This is a genomic window from Elusimicrobiota bacterium (assembly GCA_016706425.1).
GTDB lineage: Bacteria > Elusimicrobiota > Elusimicrobia > FEN-1173 > FEN-1173 > JADJJR01.
The window spans coordinates 645786-664488 of sequence record JADJJR010000001.1; the positions used below are offsets into that span (position 1 = coordinate 645786).

Below are 18703 nucleotides of genomic sequence, written 5' to 3' on the forward strand. Positions count from 1 at the left end.
CCGTGCTGAACACCGTCTTTTTTGGAACGCCCCCCATCGCGGTGCCGTTCTTGGAGCGGCTGGCGTCCCTCACCCGCGTGCGCGGGGTGGTCACGGCCCCGGACCGGCCCGTCGGGCGCGGTTACGCCCTGACGCCCCCGGCGGTCAAAACCGCCGCGCAAAAACTCGGCCTGTCCGTCCTTCAACCAACGTCCCCCAAAGAACTGGACTTGGCGGCGGCCTTCGGCCCCCTGGACGTGGGCGTCGTCGTCGCCTACGGGTATCTCCTCCCGCCCGCGGTTTTCAACGCGCCGACACACGGGCTGGTCAACGCGCACTTTTCCCTGGTTCCCAAATTCCGCGGCGCGGGACCCATTCAATGGGCTCTCATTCGCGGGGAAACCGAGACCGGCGTGAGTCTGTTTCGCATCGAAAAAGGCCTCGACACGGGGCCGGTGTTCCTGCAAAAAACCGTGCCGATCCGGCCGGAGGACAACGCGGCGACTTTAAGGGAGCGGTTGACCGCCGAGGGCGTCGAACTTTTGGGGGACTTCGTCCGTAAGATAGGTTCGAGTTCCTGGGAGCCGTCCCCGCAGATCGGGGAATGGACGGAGGCGCCGCTTCTTAAGAAAGAGGATGGCCGCGTTTTTTGGGACCGCCATTCCGCCCGGGAGATTCTCAATCTGGTGCGGGGCACCTACGAATGGCCGGGCGCCACGGCGCGGATCCAGGGCGCGCGTCTCAAAATCCGCGCCGGCGAGGCCCGGGCCCACGGCAATGGCCGCCCAGGGGAAATCGTCGCCGTCGAGAAAGGGCGGGGTTTTTTGGTAAAATGCGTTTCCGACAGCCTGCTCGTGACCCGGGTCCAACCCGAGGGAAAACGCGAGATGGACGCCGAGAGCTATTGGAACGGCGCCCGGCTGGCGGTCGGACATCGATTTGAACAGGAGGCATAACCCATGGCAATGATGAAGCGCGTGTTCCTCTTTATGGCGGTGAACCTGTTGGTCGTGGTCACCCTCTCCATCGTTTTGAACCTGTTGGGCGTGCGCGGGTACATGACGGCGCACGGCATCGATTACGGCGCTTTGATGGTCTTCTGCCTCGTGTGGGGCATGGGCGGGGCTTTCATTTCCCTGCTTTTGTCCCGGGTGATGGCGAAGTGGACCATGCGCGTCCAGGTCATCGACCCCGCGTCGGCCTCGGGGGAAGCGGCCTGGCTCGTCCAGACCGTGCACAACCTGGCCACGGTCGCCGGGCTGCCCGCGATGCCCGAGGTGGGCGTTTACGAAAGCCCCGAGGTCAACGCCTTCGCCACGGGCCCCACGCGGTCCCGCGCCCTGGTCGCCGTTTCCTCGGGTCTTCTGCGCTCCATGGACCGGAGCCAAGTGGAGGGGGTGCTGGGCCACGAAATCGCCCACGTCGCCAACGGCGACATGGTCACCATGACCTTGGTCCAAGGGGTCATCAACGCTTTTGTCATGTTCCTGGCCCGGGTCATCGCCTTCGCCGTGAGCCAGCAGGTGAAGGAAGAATCCCGCCGTTCGATTCAATTCATGGTCACGATTCTGCTGGAAATCGTGTTCAGCCTTCTGGGCATGCTGGTGGTCGCCGGGTTCTCCCGCTGGCGCGAGTTCCGCGCCGACGCGGGGGGCGGTCGCCTGGCCGGCCGGGAAAAGATGATCGCGGCCCTGCAGGCGCTTCAACGCAACGTCGCCGCCGTCGACAACCGCCAGGCGGCCATCGCGACCTTAAAAATTTCGGGTCGGCGCGGTTTCCTGGCGCTTTTGTCGACGCACCCGCCCCTCGAAGAGCGCATCGAGCGTCTTCGCCAGGCGAGTTTGTAACCCCCCGCCGTTTCCCGGGCGCGTCGCACCGTGAAAAACCTGTTGGACGTGCCGTTCGCCGAATGGGGCCTCGCCCTGGAACTCGGCGACAAGGACGCCTACCGCGCCCGTCAGATCCTCACGGCCGTTTTCCAACGGCGCGTCAAATCCTTCCCCGAGATGACCGACCTCCCCCAGGCCCTGCGCGACCGCCTGGCGGGGTCCTTTCGTCTCCGTTCGCTCACGCTGGTCCGGCGGGAGATTTCCGCCGCGGACGGGACCTCCCGACTTTTTTTTGAAGCCCCCGACGGGGGTTCGTTTTCGGCCGTTCTTTTGCCGAGCCGTCCCGGCGAGGACGACGAAGCCGACCCCACGGAGGCGGGGGCCAAGGGCCGGTCGGCCCGGACGGGGCTGTGCCTCTCCACCCAGGTGGGCTGCGCCTGGGGGTGCGTGTTTTGCGCCTCGGGACGCGTGCCCTTTGAAAGGGACCTGACGCCCGCCGAAATCCTCGAGCAGGTGTTCGTGGCGGAAGAGGTCCTGGGCGGTCGGCTGTCGAGCCTGGTCTTCATGGGTATGGGCGAGCCGCTGGCCAACTTCGATAATCTATTGACCGCCCTCCAGGCCCTGCGGTCGCCGCTGGGGTTCCATTTCGGGGCGCGCCACGTGACCGTATCGACAACCGGCCTCGCGCCCCAAATCGTCAAGTTGGCCGAACTCGCCCCCAAGGTCAACCTCGCCATCAGCCTGCACGCGGCCGATGATGAAACGCGCCGCCGCGTCATGCCGAAATCCGCCCGCTGGACCATCAAGGAGCTGTTGCACGCGGCCTGGGAGTACCAGCGGATCACGGGCGGGGTGCGGGTCACCTTCGAATACATCGTCATCAAGGGCGTCAACGATTCCGTGCGGGAAGCCCAAAGGCTTTCCAACATGCTCCGGGGGAAAAAAGCCTGGGTGAACCTTATCGCCTACAACCCCGTGCCCGGCCTGCCCTACGAACGGCCCTCGGAGGAAACCGTGGCGGGCATTGCCAAGATCCTGAAAGACCGCGGTCTCTTCGTCCACCTGCGCAAACCCCAGGGCGTCGACATCACCGCCGGGTGCGGCCAGTTGGGCGCGCCGCAAATGATAAAATAGCCCACTCTTTTCGAGGAGAAATCCGTCCATGACCCCCAACGACATTGATCCCGTCAACGACACCCCCGGCGTGTGGCCCCTGTCCGCCCTGCGGCGGCGTTCCTGGGGGATGTGGGGGGGGCTGTTCGTCATCGCGCTTTTGGCCACACTTTTCTCCCTCCATTGGGTGATGAGCGCGCTTCTTCATTCCCGCAAAGTCGTTCAAGTGCCCGACCTGACGGGGAAAACCCTCGAGCAGGCTCTCGACCTTTTGGCTCCCCTCAACCTGTCCCTGTCCAAGGAAGGCATTCAGTTCGACGAGAAGTTCCAACCCGGCGCCATTGTGCGGCAGGCGCCGCCGGCGGGCCTGCGCGTGCGCGAATGGAAGATCGTCCGCGTCACCCTTTCTTCCGGCGGGCAGATCCTCTACGTGCCCGACACCGCGGGCGCGACGCTGACCGAGGCCCAGAACCGCCTGCGGACGGCCGGCTTGTCCCTGGGCGCCGTCAGCCAGGTTTACTCCAACAAATTTGAGACCGGCTTGGTGATGGCGCAGAACCCCGATGCCGGGACCCTTTCCCATCCCGGCGCGATGGTGGACCTCACCGTCTCCAAGGGCGGGCCCCCGGCGGGAACCGTTTTGATGCCGGATTTCGTCAATAAACCCTATTCCCTGGCCCGCCAGTGGGCCGAGGACCAATCCTTGACGCCCGCGGTGCAGGAAACGCTCACCGAAGACGCCCTGCCGGGGCTCGTGCTGAAGCAGAACCCCGGCCCGGACACCCCGGTGGGCGACGGCGCGGAGGTCCGGTTCGTGGTCTCCAAGTCCGACAGAAAAAACTCCAAAGACGTGACCCTGATCCGCTACAACGTGCCCGAAGGGACGGACCGCGTCCGGGTGCGCATCGTTTTGCGCGACGACGCCGGGGAGCGGGAGATCTTTTCGGACGAACAGAGCGCCGGCGCCCGGGTCGAGGTGCCGGTGTCGGTGGACGGACCGGCCCGCGCCCGGATTTTCGTGAACGGCGTCCTCGTCGAGGAGCGCCCCCTCGGCCGATGAGCCCGCGCCTCGCCATCGCGCCCTCCATCCTGTCGGCGGATTTCGCCCGCCTGGCCGAGGAGGTGCGCCGGGTTGAAAAAGCGGGCGCCGATTGGCTTCACGTGGACGTCATGGACGGCCACTTCGTCCCCAACCTCACCATCGGCCCCGTGGTCGTGCACTGGCTGAAAAAGTGCACCCGCCTCAAGCTCGACTGCCACCTGATGATTGAAAGCCCCGAGAAATTCATCCCCGCTTTCGCCAAGGCGGGGGCCTGGAACATCACCGTCCACGCCGAGGCCTGTCGGAAACCCAAAGACACGCTCCGCTTGATCCGGCGGCACGGTTGCACGGCGGGGCTTTCCCTGCGGCCCAAGACCCCCATCCAAAAATTGGCTCCCTATCTGAACGATGTGGCCTTGGTGTTGGTCATGACGGTGGAACCGGGCTTCGGCGGGCAGTCCTTTATGCCCGACATGATGCCCAAAGTCGCGTGGCTGAAAGAAAAATTCGCCCGCCGGGCCCCCGCCCGCCGCCCCTGGATCGAGGTGGACGGCGGCATCAACGCCGAGACCGCCGCCACGGCGGCGCGGTTCGGCGCCGAGGCGCTGGTGGCCGGCAACGCGATCTTCGGCGCCCCCAACCCGGCCGTCGCCCTGCGGGGCCTCCGCCGGGCGGCCCGCGCCCCCGCTCCGTTGATGTGAGCCGGACCGGCCGCGAACCGCGCCGCGTCGAATCATTCCCACTCATTCCACCAAGAACTTTTGCGCCGCCCCGGTGTCCCACCGGTGCGGCTAATTTATTTTGAGAGGACCCCCATGAAAAAAACCCTTTGGCTGTTCGTTCTGTTGGCGGTGACGCGGTCGGCCCACGCCGTTGCGGTCGACCGCGCCGGGGCGGAGGCGGCGTTGGCCCGGGGGGACTACGCCCAAGCGCTCACGGACTTTTCCGCGCTTGTCCTGCGGCCGGCCGTGGATGAAAACGTGGGCCAGGATTTTAAAAATGTCCTGCAATGCCTGGAACGATTGAATCGGTCCGGGGACATCGATTCTTTCCGGGACAAGGCGATCGGGGCGCACCCCGGCAACTGGCGGCTGGCGGTGGCGGCCGCCGACAGCCTGCGGGAGACCCCTTCTTTTGGACACATGATCGATGGCCAATTCCACCGGGGTTACCCCCGGGTGTGGAATGTCCGCCTGGTGGACGCGGGCGAGCGGGACCGGGCGCGGGCGCTGGCTTGGTTGGAGAAGGCCCTGGACGCCGCCGAAAAAGAAACCCGCCCGGTCGCGGGCGATTTTTACCGGGCCCTGGCCGACACGCTTTATTCGCGGCGGGAGGGGGCGGGGGCCTGGCGGTTGGGCGCCTTGACCTCGACCACGGAATGGCCTGACTATGATGATTACGGCGGCGGGACGAGCGCCGCGGGCGCCCCAGTGGACCGGGCGGGTCAACCGGTGTTTCATCGCGCGCCGAGCGGATGGGCGACGGCGCGCTCGGACGGGGAGCGCTGGCGCTGGGCGTTGGCGGCCTGGGCCCGCGCCGACGCCGCCCGCGCCCCCGAAAGCCGGCGGCGGTACGCCGATTTTCTCTCCCAACAGTTCGGGGTCGAGACCCTGCAATCTTTCGGCTGGTTTTGGGGACGTGTGACCGACGACGAATCGACGGCGGCGGCCCTGTGGTCGCTGGACGGGTTGGGGGAAGACGAGACCCTGGCCCGGTTGGCCACGGGGGTCAAGCGATTTAAATTGCCGCCGGAACACAACTTCATCGCGATCTACAAGTCCCTGGAGGGTTTCCGGGAACTGGCCCAAATCTTCGAGAACCGCCGCCAATACGAACGCGCCGCCCATTATTGGCGGCTGTCGATGGGGGCCGCCGCCGAGGTCCCCGCCCCCGACGCCCCGCCCACCCACGACGAAGCCCGTGAACACCTCCGTCAGATCCTCGGCCGGTGGGGAACGTTCGCGGACGAGGAAGCGCCCGCCGGGCGTCCGACGTCGGTGGCCTTTCGGTTCCGCAACGCGACCTCCGTGCGTTTTGAGGCGCACGCCTTGAACGTGAACCGCCTGATCACCGACGTGAAGGCCTATTTGCGTTCGGATCCCGGCGACTGGGACTGGTCGAAGATGAGCCTGAACGACATCGGCCAGCGGATCGTCTGGGAGGGGCAAGAGAAATACCGGGGACGGCGGGTGGCCTCTTGGACGGTGCCGCTCACGCCCCGCCCCGGGCATTTCGACCGGCGCGTCACGGTGCCCCTGCCGTTTAAGGACAACGGGGCATTCCTTATCACCGCGCGCGTGGAGGGCGGCAACACGAGCCACCTCGTGGTTTGGCGCGACGAACTCGCCCTGGTTCAAAAGCCCGTCGGGGACGGCGATTTTTATTTTGTCGCGGACGCGGCGACCGGCCGGCCCGTTTCGGGGGCGGTCTTGGATTTCTTCGGCTTCCGCAACGAATACATCGATTCCCGCGTCGGTCGCCCGCGCATGAAAACCCACGCGCGGGGTTTTTCCCGGACGGTCGATCAAAACGGCGGCGCGACGGTGGGCGCGGCGGATCTGGGACGGGACCATCAATGGTTGGTGGAGGCCCGGGACGCCCGGGGGCGGCGCGCGTTTTTGGGGTTTCAACATTATTGGTTCCGGTCCCGGTGGGAAGGCGAACCCGCCCGGGCGGCGGCGTTCCTGATCTCCGACCGGCCGGTCTACCGCCCCGAGCAAGTCGTCCGTTTCCGCGCCTGGGCGGACCGCGCCGCCCACGACCGGACCGGCCCTTCGCCCTTCGCGGGGGCGGCTTTTTCCGTCACGATTTACGACCCCCAGGGTAAAAAAGTGTTTGAACGGTCCGTCGCCGCGGACGCGCGGGGCGGTTTTGACGGGGAATTTCCCTTGCCGGCGGACGCCGCCTTGGGAGCCTATTCGTTGCGGGCCCTGGGGCCCGCCCAGGGGTTTTTGTCTTTCCGCGTCGAGGAATACAAGAAGCCGGAATTTGAAGTGACGGTTTCGGCGCCGACGGAGCCGTTGCGCCTGGGCGACGCCGCCGTGGTCAAAATCGCCGCCCGGTATTACTTCGGCGCGCCGGTGACCGAAGGGAAAGTGAAGTTCAAGGTCCTGCGCACGAGCGAGGACGGACGCTGGTACCCGTCGGGGCCCTGGGATTGGCTGTACGGGAACGGTTACGGTTGGTTGGGCACGGAGGCGACCTGGTGGCCCGGCTGGGCGCGCTGGGGATGTTGGCGCCCCCGCCCCCTGTGGTTTCCCGTCGACCGCACCCCGCCCGAGATCGTGGCCGAAGGCGAGGCGTTTTTGGAAAAAGACGGCACGCTGTCCGTGCCCATCGACACGGCCCTGGCAAAGGCCCTGCACCCCGACCGGGACCACCGCTACGAAATCACCGCCGAAGTGACGGACAAGTCCCGGCGGACGATCGCGGGGCGGGGGGCGATGGTGGCCACGCGGCAACCGTTTCGCGCCACGGCCTGGACGGACCGCGGGTTTTACCGCACGGGGGAACCGGCGCGGGTGTCCTTCGCGGCGGTGACCCCGGGCGGGGCGCCCCTGGTCGGGGCGTCCGTGCGGGCGGTGTTGCACCGGTTGGTCCCCCGGGGAGCGGCCGCGCCGACGGAAGAGCGGCTCGAGGCCTGGGCGCTTCGGACCAACGCCGAGGGGCGGGGGGCGGTCTCCCTCAAGGCCCTGCGCGCCGGGCAATACCGTTTGAGCGTGACGATCACGGACGGCCGGGACCGGGACGTGGAGACCGCGGCGCTGTTCACGGCCCGCGGCGACGGCGATCCGGGGAATGATTTTCGGTTCAACGACTTGGAAATCCTGCTGGACCGGCGCACCCACGCGCCGGGGGAGACGGCCCGGCTCCTGATCAACACCGCCCAACCCGGGGGCGCTGTGCTGCTCTTCGTCCGTCCGGTCAACGGGGTCTACCAACGACCGGAGCTGGTCCGGTTGGACGGTCGAAGCGGGCTGCGTGAGGTGCCGCTGGCCGCGGCCGACAGCCCGAACATTTTCGTGGAAGCGGTGGCCGTGCGGGACGGGCGGGTGTTCTCAGAAATTCGGGAAATCCTTTTGCCGCCCGAAAGCCGCGCCTTGAACGTGGAGGTGAAGCCGGTCGCCTCGACGGTGAAACCCGGCGAGACGGCGAAAGCCCGGGTGCGGCTGACGGACGCCGCGGGCCGGCCCGTGCGCGGGTCGCTCACCCTGGCGGTCTACGACAAGAGCGTGGAATACATTTCCGGCGGCTCCAACGTGGCCGACATTCGGGAGTTCTTCTGGAAGTGGCGCCGGTCCCACACGCCGGGCGGGCGCTCGGCCTTCGACCGGTGGGACCGGTCGTTTCCTTTGAAGGACCGTCCCGGCATGGGGCCCCTGGGGGTGTTCGGCGCGGCGGCCCAGGACGAATTCCAGGGATTGGACAAGGATCGTTTGCGGGAGGGGGGGGTCGCGGGAGGGGCGGCTTTGCGCAAGGCCGCGGCCCCCGCGGCGACGCGGAGCGGTGTTTCCTCGGCCAACGCGGTGGCGGACGCCGCCGCGCCGGAGGAGGAATCGAGGGCCGTCTCTCCGGGCGTTGAACCGACGGTGCGCAGTCGGTTCGCCGACACGGCCCTGTGGGTCGGCCGCGTCGACACGGACGCCCGGGGCGAATCCACGGTGTCTTTCAAAGCCCCCGACAACCTGACGACGTGGAAGACCCGCGCCTGGGCGGTGAGCGACGGGGCGCGGGTGGGCGAGGGGACGGCGGAGATCGTCACCGCGAAAAAATTGTTGGTCCGCCTGCAGACCCCCCGCTTCTTGGTTCAAAAGGACGAGGCGGTTCTGAGCGCCAACGTGCACAATTATTTATCGTCTCGAAAAGACGTGCGGGTGTCGCTGGTTTTGGAGGGGGACACCCTCGCATTGTTGGACGGCGGCGACCGCACGGTGTCGATCCCGCCCCAGGGCGAAGCCCGGGTGGATTGGCGCGTGCGGGCCCTTCGCCCCGGGCCGACGACGGCGCGCGCGAAAGCCGTGACGGACGAGGAATCGGACGCGGTCGAAATCCGTTTCCCGGCGCGGGTCCACGGCATGACGAAAATCGAATCCTTCGGCGGGTCCCAGCGGCCCGAGGCGACGGCGTCGTCCTGGACCTTTCGCGTGCCGGCGGAGCGCCGACCGGAAGCCTCTCGGTTGGAGATCCGCGTTTCCCCGAGCCTGGCCCTCGCCATGGTGGACGCCCTGCCCTATTTGGCCGACTACCCCTACGGGTGCACGGAGCAGACGCTGAACCGGTTCCTGCCCACCGTCATCACCCAGGGGGCGTTGCGGCGGCTCGGGATTTCCCTCGCCGACGTGCGGGAAAAACGGACGAACCTGAACGCCCAGGAGGCCGGGGACCCGGCCCGCCGGGCCCGCCGTTGGGGGGGCGAGGAAGAACCGTTCCGGAACCCGGTGTTCGACGAGAAAAAAGTCGCCGACATGGCGGCCACGGGTTTGAAGCGATTGACCGCCATGCAACTTTCCGACGGCGGGTGGGGGTGGTTCAGCGGTTCGCGCGAGGAATCCTCGCCCCACACCACGGCGGTCGTGGTGGACGGCTTGTTGACCGCCCGGGGGGCGGGACTGAAGGTGCCCGCCGATGTCCTGGGCCGGGGCGTGGCCTGGTTGGCGCGTTACCAAGAGGGCGAGGGGGAGCGCCTGCGTCGCGGGGACGCGAAAAAAAGCGACGGCAAGGAGGCGGCCGACGAATTGGACGCCTTGGTATACCGGATTCTCGTGGACGCCGGGCGCGAAAGCGCCGTCTTGCGCGGGTATCTGTGGCGGGACCGTTTAAAAATCAGCCTCTACGCCCAGGGGCTACTGGGCCAGGCGCTTCACCGGGCGGGGCGAGCGGAGGAGAGCGCCCAGCTGCGTCGCCATCTGGCCCAGTACGTGGTCCGGGACGACGAGAACGAGACCGCCCATCTGCGCATGGACAACGCCCATTATTGGTGGCGTTGGTACGGCAGTGAAACCGAGGCCCACGCCGCGGTGTTGCGGTTTTTCCTGGCCGAGAACCCCCGGGACCCGGTGATCCCCCGCTTGGTGAAATACCTGCTCAACAACCGTCGGCACGGGACCTACTGGAACTCCACCCGCGACACGGCGCTGATTGTGGAGGCCTTCGCGGAGGTGTTGGCGGCCACCGGCGAGGACCGGCCGGATTACACCCTGACCGTGGCCGTGGACGGCCGGACCGTGAAAACCGTGGTCATCAGCCCGGCCAATCTCTTCACCTTTGAGAACCGGGTGGTCCTGGCGGGGGAGGACCTGTCCACCGGGACGCACACGGTGAGTCTCGTCAAAGCGGGTCGGGGCGCCCTTTATTGGAACGCCACCCTGGAAAACTTCACGATGGAGGATCCCCTGACCCGCGCGGGTTTGGAGATCAAGGTCGACCGGGCCTATTACAAACTTCGCGACGCCGGCGCGAGCGTCGCCGCCGTCGACGCGCGCGGCGGGCCCGTGGACCAACGGGTGGAGAAGAAGTCCCGCGTTCCATTGACGGACGGCGAGGAAATCAAGACCGGCGACGTGGTCCTGGTGGAATTGTCCGTGGAGTCCAAAAACGACTACGAATACATTCTGGTCGAGGACCGGAAACCGGCGGGGTTCGAACCCGTGGCCCTGCGCAGCGGGGAAAGCGGCGGACCGTACATGGAGTTGCGCGATGAGCGGGTCGGGTTTTTCTTCCGGGCCCTGGGACGCGGACGGGTGAGCGTTTCCTACGAACTGCGGGCGGAGACCCCGGGCCGCTTCAGCGCGTTGCCCGCCCGGGCCCTGGGCATGTACGCCCCCGAATTGGCCGCCAACAGCGACGAGTTCAAGACGCGGGTGGCGGACTGAGGTAAAGGGCTTTGTACTCCCGCAGGGCCGCGGCCAGGTCCGTGTAAGCGTTTTCGAAATCGACCAACAGTTGATCGTCGGGCGTGGGCCCGGCGGCCTTGAGTGTGTCGAGCTGCCGCCGGAGCACGAGCAGGCGCTCCTGGAGCCCGTCCAAGGCGATGGCGACGCGGGTGGGGTTGTGGCGGCTGTCCGCTTTCGCCTTCTCTTTAAGCCCGTTGATTTCCGCGGCGCGCGCTTCCACGCGCAGGACCAGCGCCTCCAGATCCACCGCGGGGGGCGCGGCTTTTCCGCAGGCCACCAGCCCCGCCGCCAGACAAACCGCGAACCTTTTCATGCCCCCATGATACTTGACGCGGTCCCCCTGTTCCATATACTATACATTTGTATATGTTTAAAAACGACTGGATCACCGATCAAATCCTCCGCGCCGCCGGGGAACTGGAGCGCGCCGGCGGCACGGTCCGCGCTTTCCAACGGACGGTGGCGGAGCGTCTGTCCGACCAGCCCCTGACCGCCTGGGAACTGGCTTTCTGGACCCGGGGCGTCCGCCGGGGGCTCATCGCCTTGAACAGCCATTGGTTTCGGTTGGGTTCGGGCCGGCGGTCCTCGTTCGGTTTTTTCGTCCGGAACGAGGCCGGGCTCACGGTCGGCCTGCGACGGGAATCCCTGACGCAAGCCGCCGTGTACGCCGCGTTGATCACCCACTACGGCTACCCGCGCGCCCGAACTCGCTTCGAATCGGAATTTTTGGACGTGGCCCTGCGGGACGAACGCGGCGCGGTGTCCCTTTACGCGGAAACCAAAGCTTCCGACCGGGTGTTGGAAAAATTGGCGGTGGATCTGTCGACGGGTTATCACGACGGCCTCCCCCCGTTGGTTTTGGCCGAGGGCCAAAAACCTCCCGACGCCCACCAAAAGGCAGCGCACATTTTGCGGACCCGGCCGGACCATTTTTGGGCGGTCTCTCCGAATCGGCGGCTGGCGTTCGCCGTTCGTTACGTCGGCCGCGGTTTCGGTTTGTCGCCGGTGGAGGACATCCCGATGTCCGCGCGGATGGATTTGTTTTCGATGGCCTGAGGGTTTTTTAGAAAATCGAGACCCGCGCGTGGAGCTCCCGCGCGAGCCGTTCCAAATCTTCGGCGGCCTTGAGGGTTTCCTGGGCCCCCGCGGAGGTGTCGCGGGCTTTTTCGGACACCGTGGACGCGTTGGACAGGATCTCCACGTTTTTTTCCGCGGCGGTTTCCACCAGCGCTTTGATGTTGTCGGTGCCCGTGGCCTGTTGCTGGACGGCCGCGGCGATGTTTTCCTGGGCGCTCGAAATCTGGCGCATCACGGCGGCCACCTCGTTCACCGCGGCCACGGCGGTTTTGATGTCGGTTTGAATGGCGTGCACGCGGGGACGGACATCTTCGGCGGCGCGGGCTGTTTCACTCGCCAGCTCTTTGACCTCTTTGGCCACGACGGAGAAGCCGTGGCCGGCCTCCCCGGCGCGGGCGGCCTCGATGGTGGCGTTCAGGGACAGCAAATTCGTTTGCCCCGCGATCTTGGTGATGGATTTGATCAGCGCTTCGATTTCCGAGCTGGCGCGGTCCAAACGCGCGATGGAGGCGTTGGTTTGGTCCATAAAGCGGACGGCGTCCTGGGCCACGGTGAGCGCCATCCGCGCCTGGTCCAGGACGGAGCGGAGACCGTCGTTGATCTGGGTGGTTTGAACAAGGATGGTCTTTCCGGTTTGGGTTGCGTTGTCCGTCCCCCGGGAGGAGGCCGCGGCGAGGTCCGATGTCTCGGCGGCAAAGGAGGCCATGTCGCGGCTCAATCGGCCCAGATGTTCCGACGCCCCCGACAATTGCGTGGCGGTTTGGGCCACCGGACGCACGATTTGGCGGCGCAACACCCACAAAAGCCCCCCCCACATGGCGAACATCAGCGCCAACGTCAGGAAAAACGAAATAATCGCCAAACGCCGGACGATGCCTTGGACACGCGCCAGAGAATACCCCAATCGCACTTCCCCGATGGGCTGGTCATCCTTGAGGAGAGGAAAGCGAATTTCCCGCGCCGGCCGGCCGTTCGCCCGTACGTTCCATTGCTCGCGGGCATCGAAAGGGGGCAGGGGGGCGTTGGGGTGAATGTCCAAAGGGATCTTGCCAAAAACATGGGATTCAACAAGCGTCTTTTCCGGTGTTCGGATTTGGATGTAAACCAAATCGCGTTGCGAGAGCGTGTCGATGGAGAAATCGCGAAAAAGGTCCAACACCTCGGCCGGGGCGTCGTTGATGTTGTCCACCAAAGTCGACGCGTTTTTCAGCGTGCTTTCGAACGAATCAACCAGGGAGGCGATGCGGGGGTAAAACTCCCGACCGATCAAATGATCGAAAACACGCGCGTTGAGAATGGACAAAACGACGGCCGCGGCCAAAAAAACGGCGGCCAGGGCCCGGGACCCGGCGAAACGGTCGAGGGTTGTTTTCATCGGATCACCAAAACGACGGCGAGGCCCGGCCAGGGTTCGCCCTTTTTATTGAGCGCATCGCGCGCCGGCACCACGGCCACGGCGTTGGGGGTCCGGCGCACCCAGTCCAGGAGATCGGCGGAGGATTGCATTTGGATCGGGGGCTGAAGGCCATCGGAAAACACCTTTTTCAGCCAGTGGGATTTAAACGCCGATTCGTTGGTGTCCAAAATCGTTGCGTAAAATGTGGCGAGGGCTTCTTTGTCCTGGGTGGTGGCCGGGAGGGCTTTTTGGCCACCGAGGCGGCGTGTGTCGCCCAGAAAAAGGGCGCGCAGGGAAGAGATCGGCAGAGGCCGGGGGAAGGGATTGTCGGCGTTAACGACCACCGCGATGCCCCCGGTTTTTGTGATTTCCACCCCATGGGCGACGGCGACGGCCAAACCGCCGGCCGCCCAGGCGGTCAGAACGAAGGCCTGAAATCGTCGAGATCCCACGTGGAGCATGGATCAGAACCCGGCCCCCACGGTCAGGTAAAGCCGGTTGTAACTGCTGTCCTTGGCGGGGTCTTCGGCGGCGATGCGGTCCACCTGCAGTTTGAAATTGACCCCGTAAAAATCATCGGGATTCAGATTGTATCGAAGGCCGGCGCCGGTGACGCGCGTTCGGTCCTGCCCGGCGTCGCGGTTGGGCTCGAGCATTTCATGGCGCAAAAAGGGAATGATCCGGTCGTTGAGGGAATAGCCGACGAGGGCGTAGAACGCCTCTTGCCGCAGGGGGCCGCGGGTCCCGTTGCCGTATTCGCTCAACAGAATCCAGGGGCCCCATTGGGTGTCGAGCGAGAGGGCGTGGGTGCGGTTCTCCTGAACATCGGCGGATACCGTGTCGGTGCTGGTCGTGTCCTGGTAGCCGGAATACGTCACATTCAGTTTTTGAAAACCGGGCGCTTTCAACAACATTCCCAGTCGCGCGCCGAGACCTTTGTTGTTGTTGTCGTCCGTGTGTTGGGAAAGTTGGGTTCGACCGTTGGAGACGTAAAAATCGCTCTCGAAATTTTTCCACCGTCCGCGGGCCCAAACACCCACGGCGTACCGGGAAAACAGGTGGCAGTCCAACCGCGGTTCCGCGCCGCGGGCATAAAATGTGTCCCGCCCCGGCAAGCGAGCTGTCAAAAAGGTCGAGTCGGCGTATTGGGCGGTGTTCCAAAGACCGAACGGGGTGGCGAACTTCCCGAATCGAACTTCCAAGGCGTCCGTGAGGTCGTATTTGAGATAAGCGTCATTCACCGTAAACTCACCCGTGGATCGGTTGTCCAGGGAGCGTCCTCCCGAATTGGTGACGGCGACTTCAAGGAACGTGCCGTGCTCGTAAACCAGTTGGCTGTAGAGCGTGGCGCGGTCGGTGATTTCCGCTTGGGTGATCATCGAGAGGGCGTAGGCATCGAACGACGAGTTGCTGGAGGGCCGGGAGTCGTCGCTGAAAGACGAATTGAAATAGCCGTTCCATTTTATTTCGGCGGCGACAACCTGGGGGGAAACCCCTGACAGCATTCCAAGAATGGAAAGGCAGAGGAGTTTTTTCATGTCGGGCCTCGGTGTCCAGTGTTCCGTCTTGGGGTGGTCTCCAGCGGTCTTTTATATGTACACCGAGGTTGGGGAAAGCGCAAGGGTCGAAACGAGGGGGAAAATGGCGGAGAGGGAGGGATTTGCCCCTCCGAAAAAGTTCCTTTCCGGCTCCCGGGACTTTTTCGGGGGGGGCCGTTTTCCTGGCGGGCCCACGTGGTGGGTCCTTTTCCTCCCGTGAGGTCGGCGGAAAAAGGCGTTCAAGTCCCTCTTTGAATTGAAAAACGGAAGGGGAGGGATTTGAACCCTCGAGGATCTTGCGACCCTACGCGATTTCCAGTCGCGCCGATTCAGCCGCTCTCGCACCCTTCCAAAAATTCGAGGACGGTCATTCTATCTTTTCGAGGAGGAAACGCCAATCGCCATGGGACGGATCGTCCTGCACATCGACATGAACGCGTTCTTCGCCTCCGTGGAGCAGCGGGACCGCCCCGCGCTGTCCGGTCGGCCCGTGGCCGTGGTGGGGGGCGCCGGGCGTCGGGGGCTGGTGTTGACGGCGTCCTACGAGGCGCGCGCCTTCGGTGTCAAGACCGGGCTGCGCCTTTTTGAGGCGCGGTTGCTTTGTCCCTCCTTGATCGCGGTGCCGGGACGGCACGAGGCCTACAGCGCGGCGTCGCGGGCCCTGTGGCCGTTCTTGACGGTTTTGACCGACCGGGTGGAAATGTGTTCCGTGGACGAAGCCTATTTGGACATCACGGATCCCCGCCGGGGCGCGGACTGGGATTGGGCGCGGGAGCAAGCCCGGCTTTTGCAAAAACGGATCGAGGACACCCTCCGCCTGCCCTGCTCCGTGGGGGTCGCCCCCAACAAGCTGTTGGCCAAATTGGCCTCCGAAATTAAAAAACCCCGGGGTCTCACCGTGGTCCTTCCGGCGTCGGTGGGCCCCCTGCTGGCGCGGACCCCCGTGGAGGCCCTGTGCGGGATCGGCAAAAAAACCGCCCGGACCCTGGCCGGCCTGGGCCTACGCACCTGCGCCGACCTGGGGAACGCCGACGAAGAACTTCTGCGGACCCGCTTTGGCGTGTGGGGCCACGAACTCCGCCGCATGGGCCGGGGGGAAGACGACGCGCCCGTGGCGCGGATGGACGCCGAAACGACGGTTAAATCCGTCGGCCACTCCGTGACCTTTCCCGAAGACACGGCGGATCCCGAGCGCCTGTTGGCTTATCTCCTGTGGCTGTCGGAAAAGGTCGGGGTCCGCCTGCGCCGCCAGGGCCAACGGGGGCGGGAGGTCGTGGTGACGCTTCGGTCCTCGGATTTCGTCACCCGGTCCGTCCACCGCACCCTGGACCGCGCTGTCCACAACGACATGGACATCTACGCCGTCGCGCGGGGGTTGTTGGGGGAATTCCTGCCGTTGCGGCGGCCCGTGCGGTTGGCGGGGGTGTCCGTGGGGCGTCTAACCGGGGATCCGGTCCAGCGGGATTTCTTCACCGACACCGAAAAACCCGATCGCCTGAACGCCGCCCTGGATCGGCTCCGCGCCCGCTTCGGCAAGGGAGTCGTCTCCCGGGCGCGGGCGGTGGTGGCCCGAAAAGCAAATGAGGTAAAATCGCCGGGCCCCCATGAACCGTCTGAAAACCCTTTTCGGCGTCCTTAAGCACTATTCCAACCTCGTTTTTTTCATCGTGGGTTTCCTGTTCGACGCGGTCACCTTGGTCCGCATCGATTCCCTGTTGGACCTTTCCCTCCACGCCGTTTATCTGGCCCTCATCACCGGGCTCATTTTGGAAAACGAGCGGCGGGGGTCCCGGCCCGTCACGTCGACCGGTTGGATCGCGCGGCTTTGGCGCTACGAATCCGAACTGTTGCACTTTTGTTACGGGGGCCTCCTCAGCGCCTTCGTGGTGCTCTATTTTAAAAGCACCTCCGTTTCACGGTCCTTGTTCTTCTTCGTCCCCACGGTGCTCCTCATGGTCGCCAACGAGATGCCCCAGGTCCGCCGGGTCGGGCACCGCCTGCGGCTGGGCCTTTACGCGTTTTGTCAATTGTCGTTCATGAACTACCTGGTGCCCATCGCCCTGGGCGTCATGGGCGGGGCCGTCTTCCTGTTATCGGTTTTGTTGGCGGGGGTGTTGACGGGAGGACTGGTGTGGGCCGTGCACCGCCTCCACCCGTCCCGTACCCGGGTGTCCCTGGCGGCGGCGCCGACGTTGGTGTTCGCCGTGGTGATCGGAAGTTATTTTTTAAAGTGGATCCCGCCCGTGCCCCTGTCGCTGCAATTCGCGGGCATCTTCCACGGGGTCGAACGCGTCGGAAAGAATTACCAACTCGCCTATTGGCGGCGCATCCCCGGCAATTGGTTCCATCGGGAGGACCGGCGGTTCCTTTACCGCGAAGGGGACCGCGTCCATTTTTTCGTGCGGGTGTTCGGCCCCCGCCGCTTCCGCCACGCCCTGGGGTTGGTTTGGGAACATCGCGATCCCGCGTCGGGACGATGGAACAAAACCGACCGCGTCCCGTTGGAAGTCCGCGGCGGCCGGGCCGCGGGGTACCGGGGGTGGGCCGCCAAGGCGAATTACGCCCCGGGCCGCTGGCGGGTGAGCGTGGTGACGGAGGACGACCGCTCCTTGGGCGGCGTCAACTTCACGGTCGCGCCCGACCCGAGCGCCGAACCCCGGGTCGTAAAAATCCGGCGGATGTGATGCGCGTCTGGACCGGTTTTGAGGGACGGTGGCGGTTCTACGAGGGCGCCGAGGCGGTGATCGAGGCGGCGTCTCCCACGCACGTGGCCCGCGCCTTTGAGCGGATGGAAGAGGCCCTGGCCCGGGGCCGCCACCTGGCGGGGTTCTTCTCTTTCGAGGCGGGGTACGCCCTCGACCCCGCCCTGTCGCTTAACCGCCCGGTGGATTTTCCCTTGCTGCGCGTGGGCGTGTTCGGCCCGCCGCGGCCGGAGCGGCCCGTCGGCGCCGGCCCCGCGCCCCGGTTGGGGGATTTTCGATTGAACATCGAACGCCCCGATTACGACCGCCGCATCGCCGCCATCCGGGACCTCATCGCGCGCGGGGACGTCTACCAAATCACCTATTGCATTAAAAACACATTCACCGCGACGGGCGACTCCCGCGTCCTCTTCGCCACCCTCCTGGACGAACAGCCCGTGCCTTACCCGGCCTTGATCGAGTGCGACGACGCCCACATCCTTTCGCTGTCGCCGGAGCTGTTTTTAAAGAAAACAAAAGACCGGCTCCTTTCCAAACCCATGAAAGGCACCTGGGTCCGGGGCCGAACACCCTGGGCCGACCTGCTCGCGCGGTTCCGGCTCAAATTCGATTCCAAAAACCGCGCCGAGAACGTGATGATCGCCGATCTTCTGCGCAACGACCTGGGCCGCGTGGGCGACCGGGTGCGGGCGCCCAGGCTGTTCGAGGTCACGGGCTACCGCACGCTCTATCAAATGACGTCGACGGTGACGGCCCGGGTGCCCCCGGCGTTGGATTTGCGGTCGTTCTTCGCGGCCATCTTCCCCTCGGGGTCCGTGACGGGCGCGCCCAAGATCCGCGCCATGCAAATCCTGCGAAACCTGGAGCCCGAGGACCGCCGCGTCTACACCGGCGCCATCGGTTACGTCACGCCGGAGCGGGATTTCTTTTTCAACATTCCCATCCGCACCCTCCTGTTGCGCGGGGGGCGCGGCGAAATGGGCATCGGCGGCGGCATCGTGTGGGACTCCACCCCCGACGGGGAGTGGGCCGAAGGGTTGCTGAAGTCGCGCTTTTTAAGGGACTCCCGCTGCGCGGGGGCTTGACGCGCCGCCCCGGGCCCGCCCTCCCCAAGGGGAGGGCGGGCCCTTTTTT

At 65.5% G+C, this 18703-nt stretch carries 14 protein-coding genes and 1 tRNA gene; 10 read left to right on the plus strand and 5 right to left on the minus strand.

The window, feature by feature from the left end:
* Window positions 1-2 precede the first annotated feature (2 nt).
* The 6 genes from IPI56_02660 (at window position 3) to IPI56_02685 (ending at window position 10835) form a co-directional block, all read left to right on the plus strand.
* Window positions 3-935, plus strand: a complete 933-nt coding sequence (locus IPI56_02660) for a methionyl-tRNA formyltransferase (GenBank protein ID MBK7544645.1) — start codon at window positions 3-5, stop codon at window positions 933-935.
* Window positions 936-938: 3 nt separating this feature from the next.
* A complete protein-coding gene (htpX, locus tag IPI56_02665; protein ID MBK7544646.1) occupies window positions 939-1826 on the plus strand; it encodes a protease HtpX in 888 nt (295 codons plus the stop codon).
* 30 nt (window positions 1827-1856) lie between these two features.
* The gene (rlmN, locus tag IPI56_02670; protein ID MBK7544647.1) at window positions 1857-2942 is read left to right on the plus strand and encodes a 23S rRNA (adenine(2503)-C(2))-methyltransferase RlmN; all 1086 of its coding nucleotides are present in this window, start codon (window positions 1857-1859) and stop codon (window positions 2940-2942) included.
* 28 nt (window positions 2943-2970) lie between these two features.
* Entirely contained in the window at window positions 2971-3981 is a 1011-nt protein-coding gene (locus tag IPI56_02675; protein ID MBK7544648.1) for a PASTA domain-containing protein, read from the plus strand.
* Entirely contained in the window at window positions 3978-4664 is a 687-nt protein-coding gene (gene rpe / locus IPI56_02680; protein MBK7544649.1) for a ribulose-phosphate 3-epimerase, read from the plus strand. Before IPI56_02675 ends, rpe begins: the two co-directional genes overlap by 4 nt.
* Before the next feature lie 114 nt (window positions 4665-4778).
* A complete protein-coding gene (locus IPI56_02685; protein MBK7544650.1) occupies window positions 4779-10835 on the plus strand; it encodes an alpha-2-macroglobulin in 6057 nt (2018 codons plus the stop codon).
* Here IPI56_02685 and IPI56_02690 read toward each other — a convergent pair.
* The gene (locus IPI56_02690; protein MBK7544651.1) at window positions 10813-11169 is read right to left on the minus strand and encodes a hypothetical protein; all 357 of its coding nucleotides are present in this window, start codon (window positions 11167-11169) and stop codon (window positions 10813-10815) included. The two genes, IPI56_02685 and IPI56_02690, sit on opposite strands and share 23 nt — an antisense overlap.
* Window positions 11170-11222: 53 nt before the next feature.
* On the opposite strand from IPI56_02690, the gene IPI56_02695 reads away from it, so the two are divergent.
* A complete protein-coding gene (locus IPI56_02695) occupies window positions 11223-11912 on the plus strand; it encodes a hypothetical protein (GenBank protein ID MBK7544652.1) in 690 nt (229 codons plus the stop codon).
* Between the two features lie 7 nt (window positions 11913-11919).
* On the opposite strand, the gene IPI56_02700 is transcribed toward IPI56_02695, so the two are convergent.
* The 4 genes from IPI56_02700 to IPI56_02715 all read right to left on the minus strand — a co-directional run bounded on the left by IPI56_02700 (window position 11920) and on the right by IPI56_02715 (window position 15218).
* Window positions 11920-13308, minus strand: a complete 1389-nt coding sequence (locus tag IPI56_02700; protein ID MBK7544653.1) for a hypothetical protein — start codon at window positions 13306-13308, stop codon at window positions 11920-11922.
* A complete protein-coding gene (locus tag IPI56_02705) occupies window positions 13305-13781 on the minus strand; it encodes a hypothetical protein (GenBank protein MBK7544654.1) in 477 nt (158 codons plus the stop codon). The genes IPI56_02700 and IPI56_02705 overlap by 4 nt, the downstream gene beginning before the upstream one ends.
* 12 nt (window positions 13782-13793) lie before the next feature.
* Window positions 13794-14867 carry a hypothetical protein gene (locus IPI56_02710; protein MBK7544655.1) on the minus strand — a complete coding sequence of 358 codons (1074 nt, stop codon included), beginning with the start codon at window positions 14865-14867 and terminating at the stop codon, window positions 13794-13796.
* A gap of 264 nt (window positions 14868-15131) precedes the next feature.
* A tRNA-Ser gene (locus IPI56_02715) sits at window positions 15132-15218 on the minus strand.
* Window positions 15219-15270: 52 nt separating this feature from the next.
* On the opposite strand from IPI56_02715, the gene dinB reads away from it, so the two are divergent.
* The 3 genes from dinB to IPI56_02730 are packed head-to-tail and all read left to right on the plus strand — an operon-like array spanning window position 15271 to window position 18654.
* Window positions 15271-16506 (plus strand): DNA polymerase IV, encoded by a 1236-nt coding sequence (gene dinB, locus IPI56_02720; GenBank protein ID MBK7544656.1) that lies wholly within the window; start codon window positions 15271-15273, stop codon window positions 16504-16506.
* Window positions 16472-17551: a DUF2914 domain-containing protein gene (locus tag IPI56_02725; GenBank protein ID MBK7544657.1), complete on the plus strand. Its 1080-nt coding sequence runs from the start codon at window positions 16472-16474 to the stop codon at window positions 17549-17551. The genes dinB and IPI56_02725 overlap by 35 nt, the downstream gene beginning before the upstream one ends.
* Window positions 17551-18654: a chorismate-binding protein gene (locus tag IPI56_02730; protein ID MBK7544658.1), complete on the plus strand. Its 1104-nt coding sequence runs from the start codon at window positions 17551-17553 to the stop codon at window positions 18652-18654. The genes IPI56_02725 and IPI56_02730 overlap by 1 nt, the downstream gene beginning before the upstream one ends.
* Window positions 18655-18703 lie beyond the last annotated feature (49 nt).

Coding starts and splice junctions, on each gene's coding strand:
- IPI56_02685 (MBK7544650.1), top strand. CDS start 4,779: ATGAAAAAAACCCTTTGGCTGTTCGTTCTGTTGGCGGTGACGCGGTCG.
- IPI56_02730 (MBK7544658.1), top strand. CDS start 17,551: ATGCGCGTCTGGACCGGTTTTGAGGGACGGTGGCGGTTCTACGAGGGC.
- IPI56_02700 (MBK7544653.1), bottom strand. CDS start 13,308: ATGAAAACAACCCTCGACCGTTTCGCCGGGTCCCGGGCCCTGGCCGCC.
- rpe (MBK7544649.1), top strand. CDS start 3,978: ATGAGCCCGCGCCTCGCCATCGCGCCCTCCATCCTGTCGGCGGATTTC.
- IPI56_02690 (MBK7544651.1), bottom strand. CDS start 11,169: ATGAAAAGGTTCGCGGTTTGTCTGGCGGCGGGGCTGGTGGCCTGCGGA.
- IPI56_02710 (MBK7544655.1), bottom strand. CDS start 14,867: ATGAAAAAACTCCTCTGCCTTTCCATTCTTGGAATGCTGTCAGGGGTT.
- htpX (MBK7544646.1), top strand. CDS start 939: ATGGCAATGATGAAGCGCGTGTTCCTCTTTATGGCGGTGAACCTGTTG.
- dinB (MBK7544656.1), top strand. CDS start 15,271: ATGGGACGGATCGTCCTGCACATCGACATGAACGCGTTCTTCGCCTCC.
- IPI56_02725 (MBK7544657.1), top strand. CDS start 16,472: ATGAACCGTCTGAAAACCCTTTTCGGCGTCCTTAAGCACTATTCCAAC.
- IPI56_02695 (MBK7544652.1), top strand. CDS start 11,223: ATGTTTAAAAACGACTGGATCACCGATCAAATCCTCCGCGCCGCCGGG.
- IPI56_02675 (MBK7544648.1), top strand. CDS start 2,971: ATGACCCCCAACGACATTGATCCCGTCAACGACACCCCCGGCGTGTGG.